The sequence below is a fragment of the Obesumbacterium proteus genome (assembly GCF_001586165.1).
Taxonomy (GTDB): domain Bacteria; phylum Pseudomonadota; class Gammaproteobacteria; order Enterobacterales; family Enterobacteriaceae; genus Hafnia; species Hafnia protea.
Genome location: NZ_CP014608.1, coordinates 1570855 through 1588976, shown reverse-complemented (window position 1 = coordinate 1588976; position 18122 = coordinate 1570855). Strand labels below are relative to the sequence as shown.

Here is an 18122-nt window from a genome sequence, read left to right as displayed (position 1 = left end):
ATTCAACTTGTGGGGTAAGGTTTCGTCTGCCGGTACTGTATATGTTAGAAGTGTGAAAGATTTCGTCCGCCTGTAAGCAAATATACTCCTATGAAACCAATGAAGTAGGCGTCCGATGAGAGCCCCGTTGCGCGGGGGCTCTCAACTCGCGCGCTTTTATCCGAGATGCCATTTTCGCGCCGGGTCGGCATGCGCCATCCCTGGCGCCTCCTCCCCTAGTGGAAACATCCTGTTTCCACTGCTCTCGTTGCCTAAACTTAAACAAGAAACCAGATAGAGTTTGGTCTTTGGTCTTTGGTCTTTGGTTTTTAGGTGTTTTCCGGCACGTTGTTCTTCAGCTGAATGGAGGAATGTAGGCTAGGATTTGCCGACTGGACGTCGGCAAAAGAACGACGGAGGCATGGATGCCGATTGTCGTTCGTTCCGTTAAAGCCGGAATGACGTAATGAAGGAACCCGCGTAGCGGGCTGGAGAACGGTGCCAAGCCCGGATGCAAGGCGGCGGCGATTGAGCCGCCTTGCTCGGACGCCAGCGCAATGTCTATGTGAAACTCGGTGTATTCGGCGGACGAAATCTTCCACAGACCTAACATAGAATGGCGCGCGAAGCCCCACGCCACCTACATTAACGCCCCATAAATCGTCAGCAACGCCACAACCACCAGCAGCACCATGGTGATTTTTCGCGCTAATGTTACCGCCGCACGCGGCGTTTTAATCGGGTCGAGATGCGGATCGCGCGCTAAGGAGAACTGAGCCAAATTGGTCAGTACTTTATATTGCGACGTGTGAACATCCCCCAGTGACGCGAGCCATGCAGGCAGTGCCCTTTCACCATGGCCTAGCAGCGCATAGGTCACACCGGCTAAACGCACGGGGATCCAATCAAGCCAGTTCAGTATCAAATCCACGCCCGATTGTGCACGCAATAACGGCGAACCCTGACGTGTTAGCCATGTTTGGTAAGCACGCAGCATGGCATATCCAGCTAATGCAACGGGGCCATACGGGCCGGCCACCACAAACCAAAATAGCGGCGCGAGATAGAAACGAAAGTTAATCCAAACCAGCGCATTTTGCAGTTCACGTAAACGAACATCAGCCGTGCAATCCGTCGGCAAACCATGAATCAATGCCAGCTCGGTCGCCATCTGATCGGTGGCATGCTCGTCGCCTTTGCGCGCAGCAGCCAGATAGGCTCGATAGTGCTTACGGATCTCACCGGCACCAATACAAAACAGCGCGATAATGATCCACAGCGCCAATGACAGCACACCAAAGAACATGCCGTGTGCGGCCCACAAAGCGGCAAATACCACCACCATCCAAACGATCGCCATCAGCAATGTTTTGGGCAACGATGCACCAGAGCCCACGCGAAATATCGGCTCAAAGCGATGATCGATTTGCCAATGATGGCCGAGCTTAAACAGACGCTCCCACGCTAATACCAGTAACAACGAAAACAGAGTCATGCTTCTTAACTCCCTACTTTTTATTTATTTTTTATGTAACGACTTAAAATCTGGCGATATTCATCCCAGAAAAACATTGGCCCGGGATCGGTTTTTCGTCCTGGCGCAATATCGCTATGTCCAGTCACACGCTGAGGCGTTATCGGGTATTCATCCATCAGCAATGCGTTAATTTCAGCCAGCTTGCGATACTGCTCGGGCTCAAACGCTTGGGTATCCGTGCCCTCTAACTCAATTCCAATCGAAAAATCATTGCAGCGTTCACGCCCTTCAAAACTAGAGACTCCCGCATGCCACGCTCGGCGATTAAAAGGCACATATTGAATCACCGTTCCATCACGGCGTATCAGGCAGTGTGCTGAGACGCGTAAATGCTGAATTTCAGCAAAAAAAGGATGCTCATCGGCACGTAATGTCCCGTTAAACAGCTGGCTGATGTACGGCCCGCCAAACTCACCCGGCGGTAAGCTAATATTATGAACCACCAGCAATGACGGCTCTTCACCATCTGGGCGATCGTCAAAATGAGGCGAAGGCACGCGCTCAACGCCAACAATCCAGCCGTCTTCTAATCGCATTTCTTACTGCTACTCCTGACCGAATGAGTGTTGTCTATAGCCAATATAATTGGAGTTGCAGCCAACACAGATGCAGCTTCAAGTATGACGGCTATATATGGTACTTATAGCGGCAACAGAGTAGCATGATTATTCTTAATACTTGGACCTATATCAACAGTCCAGGTTTATGGCCTAAAGGTCATCACCTGCTACTTTCGGAGTTTTTATTATGCCGACACGCCGCTACAGCGCCGATACGCGCCGAGCCGAGCTGTTAGAACGTATTGAAAACGACATCCCTTACGCGGTGTCTCTGGCTCTACGAGAAGATTTGGGCGGCGAAGTAGACGCTGACCGTGATATCTCTGCGCAACTATTGCCAAACGATAGGGAAGCCACCGCCACCATCATCACCCGTGAAGCAGGCGTTTTTTGCGGCGTTCGCTGGTTAGAAGAAGTTTTTCTGCAACTAGGGCGGAAAGTCACTATCGAGTGGCAAGTGAAAGATGGTGACACACTGGTTCCAAATCAATGCCTGTGTAAACTGACCGGCCCTGCCCGCATCCTGCTAACCGGCGAAAGAACCGCGTTGAACTTTTTACAAACGCTCAGCGGCGTATCAACAACGGTCAGCCACTATGTGAAGATTTTGGCCGGAACAAAAACGCAGCTGCTCGACACGCGAAAAACCATCCCCGGGATGCGAACCGCGCTGAAGTATGCGGTATTGTGCGGCGGCGGGAGCAACCACCGCCTTGGGCTTTCTGACGCTTTCCTAATTAAAGAAAACCACATCATCGCCGCAGGTTCGATAAAAAAAGCCGTCGAACAAGCATTTTGGATGCATACCGATGTGCCGGTCGAAGTGGAAGTCGAATCCATCGACGAGCTCAGAGAAGCGCTGGATGCCGGAGCCGATATTATCATGCTCGATAATTTCACCACCGATATGATGCGTGAAGCCGTGGCGCTTACCGGCGATCTCGCTCAGCTAGAGGTGTCTGGCAATGTGACCGATGAAACGCTGCGCGAGTTTGCTGAAACCGGCGTTGATTTCATTTCGGTCGGAGCCCTCACCAAGCACATCAAAGCGCTAGATCTCTCCATGCGCTTTCAGTAGTACCTGATTAAAACGTTAAGCACTCCCCTACGCCATATTGCGGCGCTGTTCGCAATATGGCGTGGAAACCTGCAACAGGTTTGAATTTCTCGTCAATCACCTTTCCAGTCTTATCCTTCAGCACTTGGCTGCCACGATCGCTCATTGCATGCTGCGCTGCACAACACAGCGGAGACTCATCATGCAGCAAACAATGGTTCCTCACTTAATAGCCCATCATCAAAGCGGATTTACCCTCATTGAGCTAATGGTCGTGATCGCCATCATCGCCATTCTCAGCGCCGCAGGCATTCCGGCGTACCAAAGCTATATCCAAAAAGCGGCAATGACCGACATGTTACAGGCCATGATGCCCTATAAAACGGCGATTGAGCTGTGCGCACTGGAACAAGGCAGCCTCTCTGAATGCAACATCGGTGCAAGTGGTATCCCTCAAAGCAAAAGCACAACGCATGTCAGCAGTCTCAACGTGTCTCAAGGCGTTATCACTGCGGTAGGACAACAGGCGTTAAAAGGATTAACCGCATCGCTCACACCACAGTTAGACAGCGCCAACGGCGATCTCATTTGGCAGAAAAACTGTCAGGCGTCGGGTGAAAACGGCGCGCTTGTCACCGCCTGTGAGCAGGTTCTGCGCTTCCCATCCGCAGGAGGCGCTCAGTGAACCAGCTGCGTATTGAACAGCTATGTCACCAATTTGGCTGCGTAATGATTGAAGCCGATAGCCACACGATCCAGATCGCAGGGCCTCACGCCGTGGCTCCCAGCAAACTCATCGACGCAATAAAGTTCGCCAGCGGGAAATCCGTCGTTTGGCATGTGTGGGGCGCAGCCCAGTTAGAATCAGCCCAACAACATCATGCAACCGTATTAAACCCACCAGACAGCACCGGTGATGATGTTAAAACCAAGCAGTTACTGGAATATATTATTCAGCAAGCGCTCACGCGGAGAGCCTCAGACATCCACCTTGAACCGAAACGAGACGGCCTAAGCGTTCGCCTGCGCATTGATGGCGTATTACAGCCGTTGCCGCTCCCAAGCGGCAACGAAACTCTGCGTATTATTCCTCGGCTAAAAGTGATGGCTGAACTGGATATCGCGGAACGCCGCATTCCACAAGATGGGCAACTTAACCTCGCGCTAAATGTCCAGAGCGCAACCTTCCGTATTTCCACCCTGCCCACTCGGCTTGGTGAAAAAGTGGTACTGCGTCAGGTACAAGAGGGAGCCCAACCTTTCGAGCTCGACGACTTAGGATTCGAACCCCAAGCGCTTAGCACGTTTAAATCCGCATTGAGCAAACCTCAGGGGCTGATTTTAGTCACAGGGCCAACGGGAAGTGGAAAAACAGCCACGCTCTATAGCAGCCTAAACTATTTGCACTCGCCAGAGATCAACATTTGCAGCGTAGAAGATCCGGTTGAGTCACCGCTAGAAGGCGTCAACCAAACCGCAATTAACACCAAAGCCGCGCTCGGATTTACCACCGTCCTACGTGCGCTGCTACGCCAAGACCCCGATGTGATTATGATCGGTGAGATCCGCGATGCTGAAACGGCGGAGATTGCTGTTAATGCAGCACAAACCGGACATCTGGTGCTATCCACACTGCATACCAATTCTGCTAGCGAAACGCTGGTACGTTTATCTCAGTTGAATATTAAACCCTACCTTATCGCCGCCAGCCTGAGTCTCGTTATCGCACAGCGCTTGGTGCGCAAGCTCTGCCAGCATTGTCGCCAACGCGATTATACCTCGCAAAAGCTCTCTCCCAGCCAATGGCAAGGCAATGAATTTCATCACTGGATAGCCGTTGGCTGCGACCACTGCTTCAACGGTTACTATGGCCGAAAAGCGGTTTACGAAATTCTGCCGATTTCTCGTGAAATCCAACTCGCGCTGCTCGCCCATGCATCCGCTCTGGATATTTACGCGCTGTCACAGCAACAAGGCGTTGTGTCGCTGTGGCAGGCAGGTCTTCAGCTCGCCCATCGAGGAGAAACTTCGCTGGCAGAAGTCGTCCGTGTCTTGGGTAGTCATTATGCTGACAACACACGGTGAACATAGATGGCTTATGCGCTCTTTACATGGTTAGCGATCGATCCCGCGCAGCAATTGCAAACGGGCATCTGTCTTGCCAAACAAAAAGATCAGGCATTTTTGCAGCTACAGAGACAAGGCCTCACTGCTCTAAAAATGCAGCGGCAGTATAGCCTGCGCCCTTTGGCGTGGAAGAACGCCGATTGCATTCACGCTATCGAACAGCTCGCCGCATTGCTGCATGCGGGATTGCCTTTGGCTAAATGCCTACTGATGCTGTCAGAAGATCACCCACATCGCCATTGGCGGTGCTTACTTCAACGACTTGCACAGCAGGTGAGTATGGGTACTCCTCTTTCGGAGGCGATGGTCACTTTCTCAGACATCTTTCCTCCGGTGTATAGCAAAACCATTGCCACGGCAGAATTGACAGGAAGGCTGGATCAAAGCTGTTTTGCGTTAGCAGAGCAACAGAAACGCCAAGCCGAACTCAAAGCCAAGATCGGCAAAGCGTTGCGCTATCCCGCTCTCTTACTTAGCGTCACGCTGATCGTGATCGTCATAATGCTGGTTTGGGTATTGCCGCAATTCTCCGATCTCTACCGGAGTTTTAACGCACCTTTGCCTGCGTTCACGCGTGCATTAATGGCTTGCTCTCAGGTGCTGATTCAGCATGCACCATCGATGGTTGGGATAAACACTTCGGTAGCGCTTCTGATTCTATGGCGTTATCAGCGCTCTCCATCATTCAGAAAACAAACCCAACGAATGTTATTACGGTTACCCATCATCGGTTGTTTGATATCAACGGCAAATCTTAGCCAGCTCTTTTTCAGTCTCGCCATGACCCAACAGGCAGGGTTGCCGCTGTTGAAAGGGTTAGATAATGCAGCTCAGGCGCAGCAGAATCCTATTTTTCGGCAGGCAGTCGAAGATGTGAGCCAGAATTTACAGCAGGGAGATGCCCTAAGCGTCGCCATAAAACAGCAGTCAGTATTTCCAACGCTGTGTTTTCAACTGATACGAGTCGGTGAGGAATCCGGCGGGCTTGACCACATGATGTCGCGCTTGGCACAGCATTATCAACATCAGGCGAATAGCCTGAGCGATGCGCTGGCACAGATGGTAGAACCCATCATGATGGTGATTATGGGGATTGTTGTTGGCGGCTTAGTGCTTGCAATGTATCTCCCTATTTTTCAACTGGGCAGCGTATTGCAGTAGTCAATTAGGACGGACATAGAAGGCATAAAACAAAACAGCCACCCTGTTTCAACAGAATGGCTGTATTAAGAAGTACTAACTTAGTTGGAGCCGTAAACGCGGTTTTCCTGCTCCGCAACGCGGATAAAGGTGGTGCGCTTGGTCAGCTCTTTCAAACGCTCTGCACCCACATAGGTACACGCTGAGCGCAGGCCACCCAAGATATCACGAACGGTGTTATCAACCGGCCCACGCAGCGGTAGGCGCACGGTTTTGCCTTCTGCGGCACGGTAGCCAGCAACACCGCCAACGTGACGATTCATGGCAGATTCAGAGCTCATACCGTAGAACAGCATGAATTTATCACCGCTTTCGTCTTCAACGATACGGCCTTCACATTCATCATGCCCAGCCAGCATCCCACCCAGCATCACGAAATCAGCGCCGCCGCCGAATGCTTTAGCCACGTCGCCCGGCACGGTGCAACCGCCGTCGGATACAATTTGCCCACCCAGACCGTGCGCAGCATCGGCACATTCAATCACAGCGGACAGCTGTGGATAGCCAACGCCGGTTTTTACGCGCGTGGTGCAAACGGAACCTGGGCCAATGCCAACTTTTACGATGTCTGCGCCGGACAAGATCAGCTCTTCGACCATTTCACCGGTCACAACGTTACCCGCACAGATCACTTTATCTGGGCATGCTTCGCGCGCTTTACGCAGGAATGCCACGAAGTGCTCAGAATAACCATTAGCAACGTCAATGCAGATAAATTTTAGCGATGGGGATAAGGCCAGAATCTGCTTCATCTTCACGAAGTCAGCTTCAGAGGTACCGGTAGAAACCATAACATGACGCAGCACGCTTTCAGACGAACGCTGAACGAACTGCTGCCACTGTTCTACGGTGTAATGTTTGTGAACTGCGGTCAGAACATCGAAAGAAGCAAGCGCTTCTGCCATGCGGAAAGTGCCTACCGTATCCATATTGGCTGCGATAACCGGAACGCCGGACCACTTCCATCCTGAATGCTTAAAGGTGTACTCACGCTCAAGCTCAACTTCAGAACGGCTTTTTAAGGTTGAACGCTTAGGGCGGATCAGGACATCTTTAAAGCCTAACTTCAGATCTTCTTCAATACGCATGTGTTTGGTTTCCTGGTTAACGGCGACGATTCGCAGGGAATGCAATCATACAAACGATTGGCTGTTGCATGACGCCAGTTCCAGTGACGTTATCATACGCAAGAATTCCACCTCGACAAGACTGCTTTTTCATCAAAATATAGGTTACACTCCCATAAATTTACTTCAGCCAACTAACCCCTTCCATATCACACTTTTCTGCATCAAAAAGCACAAACCTTACAATTGTGCCTGTTTTTTTCTCAAAATAGTCGAGCCAATAAGATCCTTGCTTGCACTTGGCGCTAGGACCATTATGATTCGCATGGCATTTATTTCTCGCACCCATTGTGGGTTGATTCAGGCGTTAGCCTGCAACCATCGATGCGCTAATTTGCTATGAAAAGGTGGCATGATGACCTACATCGTTGCACTAACCGGAGGGATCGGCAGTGGCAAAAGCACTGTCGCGGATGCGTTCAATCAGTTGGGCGTTCCCGTTGTTGATGCCGACGTCATTGCCAGACAGGTCGTAGCCGTTGGCGCTCCCGCGCTACAAAAAATTGCCGCACATTTCGGTCAGAAAATATTGCTGGGTGATGGCTCATTAAATCGGACATTACTGCGAGAAATTATTTTTAATCAGCCGCAGGAAAAAATATGGCTCAACAGCCTGCTGCACCCCATGATTCATCAAGAGACGCAGCGTCAACTCGCCACGATTGATGCCCCTTACGCGTTATGGGTGGTTCCCCTGCTGGTTGAAAACGGATTAACTCAACGAGCACAGCGCGTGTTGGTGGTTGACGTTGATCCTGAAGTACAGCTTCAGCGGACAATGGCTCGCGACGGTGTTTCTCGCGAACAAGCCGCAAACATTTTGGCAGCTCAGGCAACACGCGAACAACGTTTAGCCTATGCTGATGATATTATTGAGAACAGCGGTAGCCCTGAAACCATCGCGCCGCGCGTTGCCTCACTGCATCGTCACTATCTAGATCTGGCGGCAGCGACCCAACAGGATCCACACCATGAGTGATACATCTACGACTGTTTTGTTTGAACATCCGCTAAATGAAAAGATGCGTACTTGGCTACGAATTGATTTTCTACTTCAGCAATTACAGCAACATAGACACCTACAAGATATCACTGGCGCCCTCGCCTTTTTTCGTACCACGGCCGACCTGCTAGATGTTCTAGAACGCGGCGAAGTGCGCACCGAGCTGCTAAAAGAGCTTGAACGCCAGCAGCGAAAACTGCTGCAATGGACTGAGGTTCCCGGCGTCGATCAGGAGATGATCCGCCAATTACGTAGCCAACTAAAAAATCAGGCCGCCACATTGATGGCTGCGCCGCGTATTGGTCAACAGCTGCGTGAAGATCGCCTTATCGCCTTGGTTCGTCAGCGTTTGGGTATCCCCGGTGGTTGCTGTAGTTTTGATCTGCCAACACTGCACATCTGGCTGCATCAGCCGCAAGAAATTCGCGACGAACTCGTTGATTCTTGGCTGATTTCTCTTGAGCCATTATCCGCAACACTAACGCTAATCCTAAACTTAATCCGTAACTCTGGCGTTTTCAAACCGATGATCAGCCTCAACGGTTTTTATCAGGATAACGCGGAAGATGCCGATCTGCTGCGAATGAATGTTGCTTTGAATTTGCAGGTATACCCGCAGGTTTCTGGACACAAAACTCGTTTTGCTATCCGCTTCTTACCGCTTGATAGCGAGCAAGGTACTGTTCCAGAACGTTTGCAGTTTGAACTAGCCTGCTGCTAAAAATGTACTAAAGGCTCACGGCGCTGAAGCGTTCTCAAATGTGAGCATGAAAGGAAATAGAAAATGACAGATGAAGTTATGACGGTGAACTGCCCTATCTGCGGCAAATCCGTAATATGGAGCGAGCAAAGCCCTTATCGCCCTTTCTGCTGCAAACGCTGCCAGCTGATTGACCTTGGTGAATGGGCCGATGAAGAGAAACGCATTCCGAGCAATTCCGATCTTTCAGAAAGCGATGACTGGAGTGAAGAGCAGTAATGCGTTCACCGGCGTAGGTTTTGCCTACGCCATTTGAGCTATGCTTTGAACTGCACTACGTTTTGAACTGCACTATGCCTTGTTATGCCTTGTTATGCCTTGTTATGCCTTGTTAAGCTGTTCGATAACTGGCTTGTTAGGCTCAGGAAACTCCTCAGCTTTCAGCTGATGCTGGTGCACCCAACGCATTGGCTGACCTTCTCGTCCATATGGCGTTTTATTCCAACGCTTAACCAAATAGAAATAGAGCGTGACGATACGGTCACTAAAACGATGATCCAACTGGTATAGCAATTCGCTGTCTAAGACTTCGATCCCCGTTTCTTCTAATAACTCACGCTGCAATCCCTGAACCGGGCTCTCATTAACCTCAATTTTTCCGCCGGGAAACTCCCACAGGCCGGATAAATGCGAGTCGCCGCCACGCTGAGTAATGAAAATTTCCCCTTCGTCATTGCGAATAATGCCTACTGCAATGTGCAAATGTTTCAGGCTCATAACTTATTCCTTCTGATGACATTCTTACCTGAGAAGATAAGAAAAAGGGATACGCCAAAGCGTATCCCTTGATAACGATGATGTTCACAGCGTTAAGTGATTAGCCTTGCAGGCGACCATGACACTGTTTGTATTTTTTGCCAGAACCACAAGGGCATGGATCGTTACGGCCAACTTTGCGCTCACCGGTCTGAGAAGCCAGATCCTGTGCAACCAGAGTTGCATCATCGACGTGGCTCAGCTGCTGTTGGCGAGCCAAGCGCTCAGCTTCTTCACGACGCTGCTGTTCCATTGCCTCAACTTCTTCTGGCATACGCACCTGAACTTTGCTCAGCACGCTGATCACTTCATATTTCAGCGATTCCAGCATAGCGGCGAACATTGCGAAAGATTCACGCTTATATTCTTGCTTAGGATCTTTCTGCGCATAACCACGCAGATGAATACCCTGACGCAGATAGTCCATGGCAGCCAAATGCTCTTTCCACAGGGAATCCAGCGTTTGCAGCATCACGCCTTTCTCAAAGTTGCGCATCATTTCAACGCCCACAACTTCTTCTTTACGCTGATAAACTTCAACGGCCTGCTGGAAAATGCGCTCGCGCAGGGTTTCTTCATGCAATTCTGGCTCTTTATCCAGCCATTCTTTGATTGGCATTTCCAAATCAAAGTCATTCTTCAGACGCTCTTGCAGACCTTCGATATCCCACATTTCTTCCAGCGATTGCGGTGGAATATAGGTATCAAGGACGGTTTTAAAGACGTCTTCACGGATGCTGGTAATAGTTTCGCTAACGTCGCTTACGTCCAGCAGTTCGTTACGCTGGGTATAGATCGCACGACGTTGGTCATTAGCCACGTCATCATATTCCAGCAGCTGCTTACGAATATCGAAGTTACGGCTTTCCACTTTACGCTGCGCATTGGCGATTGCTTTGGTCACCCAAGGATGCTCGATAGCTTCGCCTGGTTTCATCCCCAGTTTACGCATCATGCCGGTAACACGGTCAGAAGCGAAGATACGCATCAGGGCATCTTCCATAGACAGGTAGAAGCGAGAAGAACCGGCATCACCCTGACGACCCGCACGGCCACGCAGCTGGTTATCGATACGGCGTGATTCATGACGCTCGGTACCAATGATGTGTAAACCGCCCGCAGCCAGAACTGCGTCATGGCGAATTTTCCATGCAGCTTTGATTTCTTCAATCTGTTCGTCGGTAGGCTCAACCAGCTCAGCGACCTCAGTCTGCCAGCTGCCGCCCAACACGATGTCAGTACCACGACCGGCCATGTTGGTTGCGATAGTGACCGCACCAGGCTGACCGGCGTTGGCAACGATATCTGCTTCTTTCGCATGGAACTTGGCGTTCAATACGTTGTGTTTGATACCCGCTTTAGTCAGCTCCTGAGAAACCACTTCTGATTTTTCAATCGAGATAGTACCCACCAGCACTGGCTGTCCGCGTTTAGTACATTCACGGATATCTTCAATAATCGCACCGATTTTTTCCATTTCAGTCATGTAGACCAGATCAGGCATATCGTTACGGATCATTGGGCGGTTGGTTGGAACAACGATGGTATCCAGTTTGTAGATAGAGCTGAATTCGAATGCTTCGGTATCAGCAGTACCGGTCATACCGGCTAATTTTTCATACAGACGGAAGTAGTTCTGGAAGGTGATAGAAGCCAGCGTTTGGTTTTCGTTTTGGATCTCAACGCCTTCTTTCGCTTCAACCGCCTGATGCAGACCATCAGACCAGCGACGACCTTGCATGGTACGGCCGGTGTGCTCATCGACGATGATAACTTCGCCATCTTTAACGATGTAGTCAACGTCACGCGTAAACAGCACGTGTGCGCGCAATGCCGCAGTGACGTGGTGCATCAGCATAATGTTTGCCGGAGAGTACAGAGACTCGCCTTCTTCCATGATGCCCGCTTCAACCAGCATCTCTTCGATCAGGATCAGACCACGTTCGGTCAGGTTAACCTGACGGCTTTTCTCATCAACGGAGAAGTGACCTTCACCTTGGAAGGTATCCGAGTCTTCTTTTTCCTGACGGATCAGCTTAGGAATCAGTTTATTCACACGGATGTACATCTCAGAGCTGTCTTCTGCAGGACCAGAGATGATCAGCGGTGTACGCGCTTCGTCGATCAGAATGGAGTCAACCTCATCCACCAACGCGTAGTGCAATTTGCGCTGAACGCGTTCTTCAGGGCTAAACGCCATGTTGTCGCGCAGATAGTCAAAACCGTATTCGTTGTTAGTACCGTAGGTGATATCAGCGGCGTAAGCGGCGCGTTTCGCCGGTGCGGTCATACCAGGCAGGTTGATACCAACAGACAGACCGAGGAACTCAAACAGTGGACGGTTGTTTTCGGCGTCACGCTGTGCCAAGTAGTCGTTCACGGTAACGACGTGTACGCCTTTGCCGCTCAGCGCATTCAGATAAGCTGGCAGGGTTGCGGTCAGGGTTTTACCTTCACCAGTACGCATTTCTGCGATACAGCGATCATTCAGAACCATACCGCCTAACAGCTGAACGTCGAAGTGACGCATACCAAACACGCGCTTACTCGCTTCACGAACGGTCGCAAACGCTTCTGGCAACAGGCTTTCTACCGTTGCGCCTTTGGCCAAACGCTCACGGAACTCATTGGTTTTTGCTTTCAGCTCGTCGTCGGAGAGTTTTTCCATCTCCGGTTCCATCTGATTAATCAGCGCTACAGCTTTGCGCATACGGCGCAGAGTACGATCGTTACGGCTACCAAAAACCTTGGTCAATAATTTGATTAACATAATTCTTAATATCTCTTAAGGAGCGATGCTTGACGATCGCCCAAATTTTATAGTGATGAGATGGTATAAAAAGCGATTAGATATGGCGCAGCTGGGGTCCGGCACGAATGCCCTGAACCTGAGCAACCCAGAGTGCTGGCGTATGCGCGGCAGGCGCTGCATCCGACTCAGGCATCAATAAAACGGGGGTAGATGGCGTGATAGCTGGCTGTAACGTTAACAGCGAGCTTAAAGAACTGAGTAACACCAGCTGCTGAGCATGTAGCTCATCAACCTTGACATCATTAACGGGTTCACTCGCCGTTGCCTGCGGCGTCATGCGATAGCTTAAATGCCGAATCGCGGTGCGCAGTGCGTGCTGATGCCAATAATCCACGGATTGGAAATTACCGCGGCGTTTGCTGGCCTGAAGCCACGCGAATTCATTTGTGTTGTGGGCGTTGATTAAACGCTGCAAGCTGGCGGAAGGATCGGCAACTTTAGTTTGTTCGGTATTCGCTAATGCAGTAGGCACACCAAGCGTAGCCGCGACCATCCCCCAAAGGAGATGCGGCCAAAAATAGCGTCTGCCAAATTGTCGCCAACGATTGAGAATACCAATCACATCAGATTTCCGTGTTTCCACTTACACATAGGCCGCAGATTTTACCATTATTATCATCAATCCACATCAGGATTCATCAATACCAATCGATAGAAACAATAATAATGATGAGTTCATATCATACTAGTTTGATTATGAAGAATTAAAGCGGGGAATAAAGCACTAATAGAAGTTTTAAGCAGGAGTAAAAATTAGAACGACTGGCTTCATTAGCCGGAGAGAGTACTAACTCCACCAGTCGTGATCAGAAACAGTAGGCGTTAAGCCAAAACTGTTGTTGGTGCGCGGAATGCGATTGGCATTTCGGCATCATCTTCAAACGTTACGTATTCCCAAGCTTCCTGCTTAGCCAATACTGCTTGTAACAGTTTGTTGTTCAATGCATGACCTGATTTGAATGCAGTGAATGCACCAATGATGTTATGTCCACACATGAACAAGTCACCAATCGCATCCAGCATTTTGTGACGAACGAATTCGTCTTCAAAACGCAGGCCATCTTCGTTAAGAACGCGGTAATCGTCCACAACGATGGCACAATCGAAGCTACCGCCCAGGCACAAACCACGGGACTGTAAATATTCGATATCGCGCATAAAACCAAAAGTACGCGCACGGCTAATTTGGCGCACAAACGATTCGGCGGAGAAATCCATCCGATAACGCTGTGAGCTGGAATCAATCGCTGGATGATTGAAGTCGATAGTAAAGTCTAAGCTGAAACCGTTATACGGAGACAGTTCGGCCCACTTATCGCCATCTTCAACACGCACAGTCTGCTTCAGGCGAAGGAATTTCTTCGCACAGTTCAGCTCTTCGATACCCGCTTCTAACAGCAGATAAACGAAAGGACTGGCGCTGCCATCCATGATAGGGATTTCTGCCGCATCAACTTCAATAATTAAGTTGTCGATGCCTAAACCTGCCAGAGCAGCGTTTAAATGTTCTACGGTAGAAATACGCACGTCATGCTCATTAACCAGGCAAGTACAGAGCATGGTATCACGCACGGATTTTGCATCAGCCGGAAAATCAACCGGTGGATTCAAGTCAGTGCGACGATAGATGACCCCGGTGTTAGCCGCGGCTGGGCGCATAGTCAGAGTGACCTTCTTGCCGGTATGAAGACCGACACCAGTCGCCTGAATAATACGTTTTAATGTCCGTTGTTTGATCATCGTTTTATCTCGCAGTGTTTATCCATCCAACCACCTTTAGCAAAGTTAACTTTATACTAAGGGCGGCGGGACAGTTTAGCACAAAGAGCGGAGATGCCAAATATCTGAGTAAATTAGTCAGCTTGCTTACGCAAGAAGGCTGGAATATCCAGATAATCTGGTTCTTTATTGCTCCCCTGAGCGGTCTGGTCGTTAACGACTTTAGCCGCTGCAGGTTTGTTTTCTTGTGGTAACGGAGACAAGCCGTGCTGCTGATAGCGCTGGTCAATAACCGGCTGAGGAGCCTGTTTGCTCGTTACCAGTGTGATTTCAGGACGCTTATCCATGCCGATGCCGGTCGCAACAACGGTAACGCGCAGTTCATCGTTCATCTCTGGATCCAGAGAAGTACCGATAACCACGGTTGCATTGTCAGAAGCAAATGCACGAATAGTGTTACCAACGGTTTCGAACTCATCTAAACGCAGGTCGAAGCCCGCAGTGATGTTAACCAGCACGCCACGCGCACCAGACAGATCGATGTCTTCCAACAGTGGAGAAGAGATAGCCATTTCAGCCGCTTCTTCTGCACGGTCTTCACCGCAGGCAATACCTGAACCCATCATGGCATAACCCATTTCAGACATCACGGTACGCACGTCCGCGAAGTCGACGTTCATCAGACCTGGGCGTGTAATCAGTTCCGCGATACCCTGCACCGCACCTTTCAGTACGTCGTTAGCTGCGCCGAAGGCGTCTAACAGGGAAATACCACGCCCCAGAACTTTCAACAGCTTATCGTTCGGGATAGTGATCAGGGAGTCCACGTGTTTGGACAGTTCAGCAATACCCTGCTCTGCAAACGCCATGCGCTTTTTGCCTTCAAAGTTGAAAGGCTTAGTCACCACGGCAACAGTCAGAATACCTAAATCTTTGGCTACTTCAGCCACAACCGGCGCTGCACCCGTACCTGTACCACCGCCCATACCGGCCGCGATGAATACCATGTCAGCACCTTCCAATGCAGCGCGCAGACCTTCACGGTCTTCTTCTGCAGAGTTACGGCCGACTTCTGGGTTTGCACCCGCCCCCAAACCTTTAGTGATACCACTACCGATCTGAATAGTTTGGCCGACAGCTGTTTTACGCAACGCCTGAGCATCGGTGTTAACGGCGAAGAACTCTACGCCCTCGATACGCTCACGCACCATGTGCTCTACGGCATTGCCACCGCCGCCGCCGACGCCGATGACTTTAATCACCGCGTCATTGGTTAATTCCATTGGTTCAAACATAGTTTCTCTCCGTTTTGTGCCTGTCGCTTCGAGATCATAACGCGTAAGGATGATCTCTTTTTTTAAACATTAAAACTCTTTTCTCAGCCAGCCGTTGATTTTCTTGAACCAATTGCCCACTGAAGCTCTTTTTTCTACTTCGGCTTCACCGCTAAGGTGAGACTCTTTTCCGTAATGCAGCAACCCAACCGCCGTTGAGTAGTAAGGTTCCTGCGCATAATCTGTCAGGCCAGTGATATTCAGAGGCTGCCCAATACGCACCTGCGTATGGAAAACCTGTTGCGCACACGCTGCCAATCCATCGATCTGCGCGGCACCACCGGTCAATACAATCCCTGCTGCCAGATGATGTTTGACACCCTGCTGGCGAAGCTGTTCCTGCAACTGCAGAATTTCATCATTCACCAGATTTAACAGTTCGGTATAACGAGGTTCGATAACCTCAGCCAGCGTCTGACGCTGCAAACTGCGTGGCGGACGTCCACCCACGCTAGGGACTTCAACGCTTTCGTCTTTGCTGACCAACGTGCCCATCGCACAGCCGTAACGAACTTTAATCGCTTCGGCGTCGGTAGGCGGTGTTCCAAATGCATAGGCGATATCACTGGTAACCACATTGCCTGCATACGGGATAACCTTGGTATGACGCAGTGCACCACCGGTATAGACTGCCATATCCATGGTGCCACCGCCGATATCTACCACACAAACGCCCAGTTCGCGCTCATCCTCGGTCAATACAGCATAACTCGCTGCAAGTCCGGCAAAAATCAGTTGATCGACCTTAAGCCCACAGCGCTCAACTGCTTTGACAATATTCTTTGCCATATCATTATGGCAGGTAATCAGATGAACCTTAGCTTGCATACGCACGCCGGATAGGCCAACCGGATTTTTGATGCCTTCTTGATAGTCGATGGCATATTCCTGCGGGATAACATGCAGAACACGGTGCTCATCACGCACGCGAACAGACTTCGCGGTATGAACCACATTCTCTACATCTTCCAGCGTCACTTCTTCTTCGGAAATAGGAACCATCCCTATTTCGTTCTGGCAGCTGATATGTTTGCCAGAAAGCGCCAAATAGACTGAAGAAATTTGGCAATCTGCCATCAGTTCGGCTTGATCAATAGCGCGTTGGACACATTTAACGACGGATTCCAGATCGTTAACACCGCCCTTATCCATGCCACGGGATGGGCAACTGCCCACACCGATGATATTGACCATGCCATCGGGCAGAACTTCCCCTACCAGAGCGGCTACTTTCGCCGTTCCGATCTCCAGTCCAACTACCAGTTTTCTGTCCGTCGACTTGATCATTGTTGTTTAACCTGTGCCTGATTCTGTTGCTGATTAGCGTTTTGCTGTGTCTGCTGGTCAAGCGGCGCTGGAGCCCATCCCACGGCGGCGCCGGTGTCATAGCGCAGATCAACGTAGCTAATACGTTGATTGGTTGCCTGCGCCTGCTGCTGTAACGCGGGATAAAGTTCCTCAAACCGCGCCAGTCGTCCAGAAGGATCATCACGTCCCAGCTCAAGACGAATGTCGTTATCCAGACCTAGCTGCCATGAGTGACGCGCACTCATTGACACCATTTTCAGCTTAAAATTATTCTTCGCCAGTTCCTGACTCATCGAGTGATAGCCTTCCAGCACATCATTTTCGCTGCCTTCTGGGCCATACAGCAACGGCATTTTCTGCTGCACTGTACGCTCTGCTGGCACGCTGAACGATTTGCCTTCAGCATCGACCAAACGTAAGTCATTCCAACGTGCGACCGGAACGTACTCAACTAAATGGATCTTGAGTTCGTTAGGCCACTGCTTACGCACGCTGGCCTGCTTAATCCACGGTAAACGCTCAATCTGTTGCTGGATAACATCGACGTTTTGCGTCATGAACGTGCCCGGAGCACCCAGCGACAAAATCGCCTGACGAATATCGTCACTCTTCGTGAAATGACGCTCACCGGTCACCACCAGCTTGGAAAGCGGCATACGGCTGGCATCTTTCATCCAGCTCACCACCATCCAACCACTAACCACTATTGAACCCAGTATGATCAGTAAAAAAATCATACCAAACAAACAAATACCATTACTGCGACGCAGACCTGCACCACTACGGCGTTGGCCAGAACCAGTCGGTTCACGGTCGCGAGTGTTCAGGGCTGCCTGCGACATA

General features: G+C 50.3%; 18 protein-coding genes. 7 read left to right on the top strand and 11 right to left on the bottom strand.

Features of this window, described 5'->3' with window-relative positions; genetic code table 11:
* Positions 1-619: 619 nt before the first annotated feature.
* Positions 620-1474, bottom strand: a complete 855-nt coding sequence (ampE, locus tag DSM2777_RS07320; protein WP_061553555.1) for a beta-lactamase regulator AmpE — start codon at positions 1472-1474, stop codon at positions 620-622.
* Between the two features lie 20 nt (positions 1475-1494).
* A complete protein-coding gene (ampD, locus tag DSM2777_RS07315) occupies positions 1495-2052 on the bottom strand; it encodes a 1,6-anhydro-N-acetylmuramyl-L-alanine amidase AmpD (protein ID WP_061553554.1) in 558 nt (185 codons plus the stop codon).
* A gap of 211 nt (positions 2053-2263) precedes the next feature.
* Here ampD and nadC point away from each other — a divergent pair, with 211 nt between their 5' ends.
* Complete coding sequence (gene nadC / locus DSM2777_RS07310; protein ID WP_025800345.1) at positions 2264-3154, top strand: carboxylating nicotinate-nucleotide diphosphorylase; 891 nt, start codon at positions 2264-2266, stop codon at positions 3152-3154.
* Between the two features lie 7 nt (positions 3155-3161).
* On the opposite strand, the gene DSM2777_RS07305 is transcribed toward nadC, so the two are convergent.
* On the bottom strand, positions 3162-3344 hold the full coding sequence (locus tag DSM2777_RS07305; RefSeq protein WP_061553553.1) for a hypothetical protein: 183 nt from the start codon (positions 3342-3344) through the stop codon (positions 3162-3164).
* Between DSM2777_RS07305 and ppdD the strand changes: the two genes are divergently transcribed.
* The 3 genes from ppdD to hofC are packed head-to-tail and all read left to right on the top strand — an operon-like array spanning position 3336 to position 6421.
* Positions 3336-3818, top strand: a complete 483-nt coding sequence (ppdD, locus tag DSM2777_RS07300; RefSeq protein WP_082790862.1) for a prepilin peptidase-dependent pilin — start codon at positions 3336-3338, stop codon at positions 3816-3818. The two genes, DSM2777_RS07305 and ppdD, sit on opposite strands and share 9 nt — an antisense overlap.
* Positions 3819-3862: 44 nt before the next feature.
* Positions 3863-5218: an ATPase, T2SS/T4P/T4SS family gene (locus tag DSM2777_RS07295; RefSeq protein WP_061555349.1), complete on the top strand. Its 1356-nt coding sequence runs from the start codon at positions 3863-3865 to the stop codon at positions 5216-5218.
* Between the two features lie 6 nt (positions 5219-5224).
* Complete coding sequence (gene hofC, locus DSM2777_RS07290) at positions 5225-6421, top strand: protein transport protein HofC (RefSeq protein WP_061553552.1); 1197 nt, start codon at positions 5225-5227, stop codon at positions 6419-6421.
* 80 nt (positions 6422-6501) lie between these two features.
* On the opposite strand, the gene DSM2777_RS07285 is transcribed toward hofC, so the two are convergent.
* Positions 6502-7548, bottom strand: coding sequence for a GMP reductase (locus DSM2777_RS07285; protein WP_025800349.1), 1047 nt, complete (start codon positions 7546-7548; stop codon positions 6502-6504).
* A 394-nt stretch (positions 7549-7942) separates the two neighbouring features.
* On the opposite strand from DSM2777_RS07285, the gene coaE reads away from it, so the two are divergent.
* The 3 genes from coaE (at position 7943) to yacG (ending at position 9569) form a co-directional block, all read left to right on the top strand.
* On the top strand, positions 7943-8566 hold the full coding sequence (gene coaE, locus DSM2777_RS07280; RefSeq protein WP_061553551.1) for a dephospho-CoA kinase: 624 nt from the start codon (positions 7943-7945) through the stop codon (positions 8564-8566).
* A complete protein-coding gene (gene zapD, locus DSM2777_RS07275) occupies positions 8559-9311 on the top strand; it encodes a cell division protein ZapD (protein WP_061553550.1) in 753 nt (250 codons plus the stop codon). The genes coaE and zapD overlap by 8 nt, the downstream gene beginning before the upstream one ends.
* A 63-nt stretch (positions 9312-9374) precedes the next feature.
* Positions 9375-9569 carry a DNA gyrase inhibitor YacG gene (gene yacG / locus DSM2777_RS07270; protein ID WP_061553549.1) on the top strand — a complete coding sequence of 65 codons (195 nt, stop codon included), beginning with the start codon at positions 9375-9377 and terminating at the stop codon, positions 9567-9569.
* A gap of 102 nt (positions 9570-9671) precedes the next feature.
* Here the strand turns inward: yacG and mutT are convergent, their stop codons facing one another.
* The 7 genes from mutT to ftsQ form a co-directional block, all read right to left on the bottom strand.
* Entirely contained in the window at positions 9672-10061 is a 390-nt protein-coding gene (gene mutT, locus DSM2777_RS07265) for an 8-oxo-dGTP diphosphatase MutT (protein WP_040045447.1), read from the bottom strand.
* 106 nt (positions 10062-10167) lie between these two features.
* The gene (gene secA / locus DSM2777_RS07260) at positions 10168-12876 is read right to left on the bottom strand and encodes a preprotein translocase subunit SecA (protein ID WP_046457417.1); all 2709 of its coding nucleotides are present in this window, start codon (positions 12874-12876) and stop codon (positions 10168-10170) included.
* A gap of 76 nt (positions 12877-12952) precedes the next feature.
* Positions 12953-13480 carry a secA translation cis-regulator SecM gene (gene secM / locus DSM2777_RS07255; protein WP_046457416.1) on the bottom strand — a complete coding sequence of 176 codons (528 nt, stop codon included), beginning with the start codon at positions 13478-13480 and terminating at the stop codon, positions 12953-12955.
* 260 nt (positions 13481-13740) lie between these two features.
* The gene (gene lpxC / locus DSM2777_RS07250) at positions 13741-14658 is read right to left on the bottom strand and encodes a UDP-3-O-acyl-N-acetylglucosamine deacetylase (protein ID WP_025800356.1); all 918 of its coding nucleotides are present in this window, start codon (positions 14656-14658) and stop codon (positions 13741-13743) included.
* A gap of 113 nt (positions 14659-14771) precedes the next feature.
* A complete protein-coding gene (gene ftsZ / locus DSM2777_RS07245) occupies positions 14772-15932 on the bottom strand; it encodes a cell division protein FtsZ (protein ID WP_025800357.1) in 1161 nt (386 codons plus the stop codon).
* A gap of 69 nt (positions 15933-16001) precedes the next feature.
* Positions 16002-17258, bottom strand: coding sequence for a cell division protein FtsA (gene ftsA / locus DSM2777_RS07240; RefSeq protein WP_004094542.1), 1257 nt, complete (start codon positions 17256-17258; stop codon positions 16002-16004).
* On the bottom strand, positions 17255-18121 hold the full coding sequence (gene ftsQ, locus DSM2777_RS07235) for a cell division protein FtsQ (protein WP_061553548.1): 867 nt from the start codon (positions 18119-18121) through the stop codon (positions 17255-17257). Before ftsQ ends, ftsA begins: the two co-directional genes overlap by 4 nt.
* Between the last annotated feature and the right edge of the window lies 1 nt (position 18122).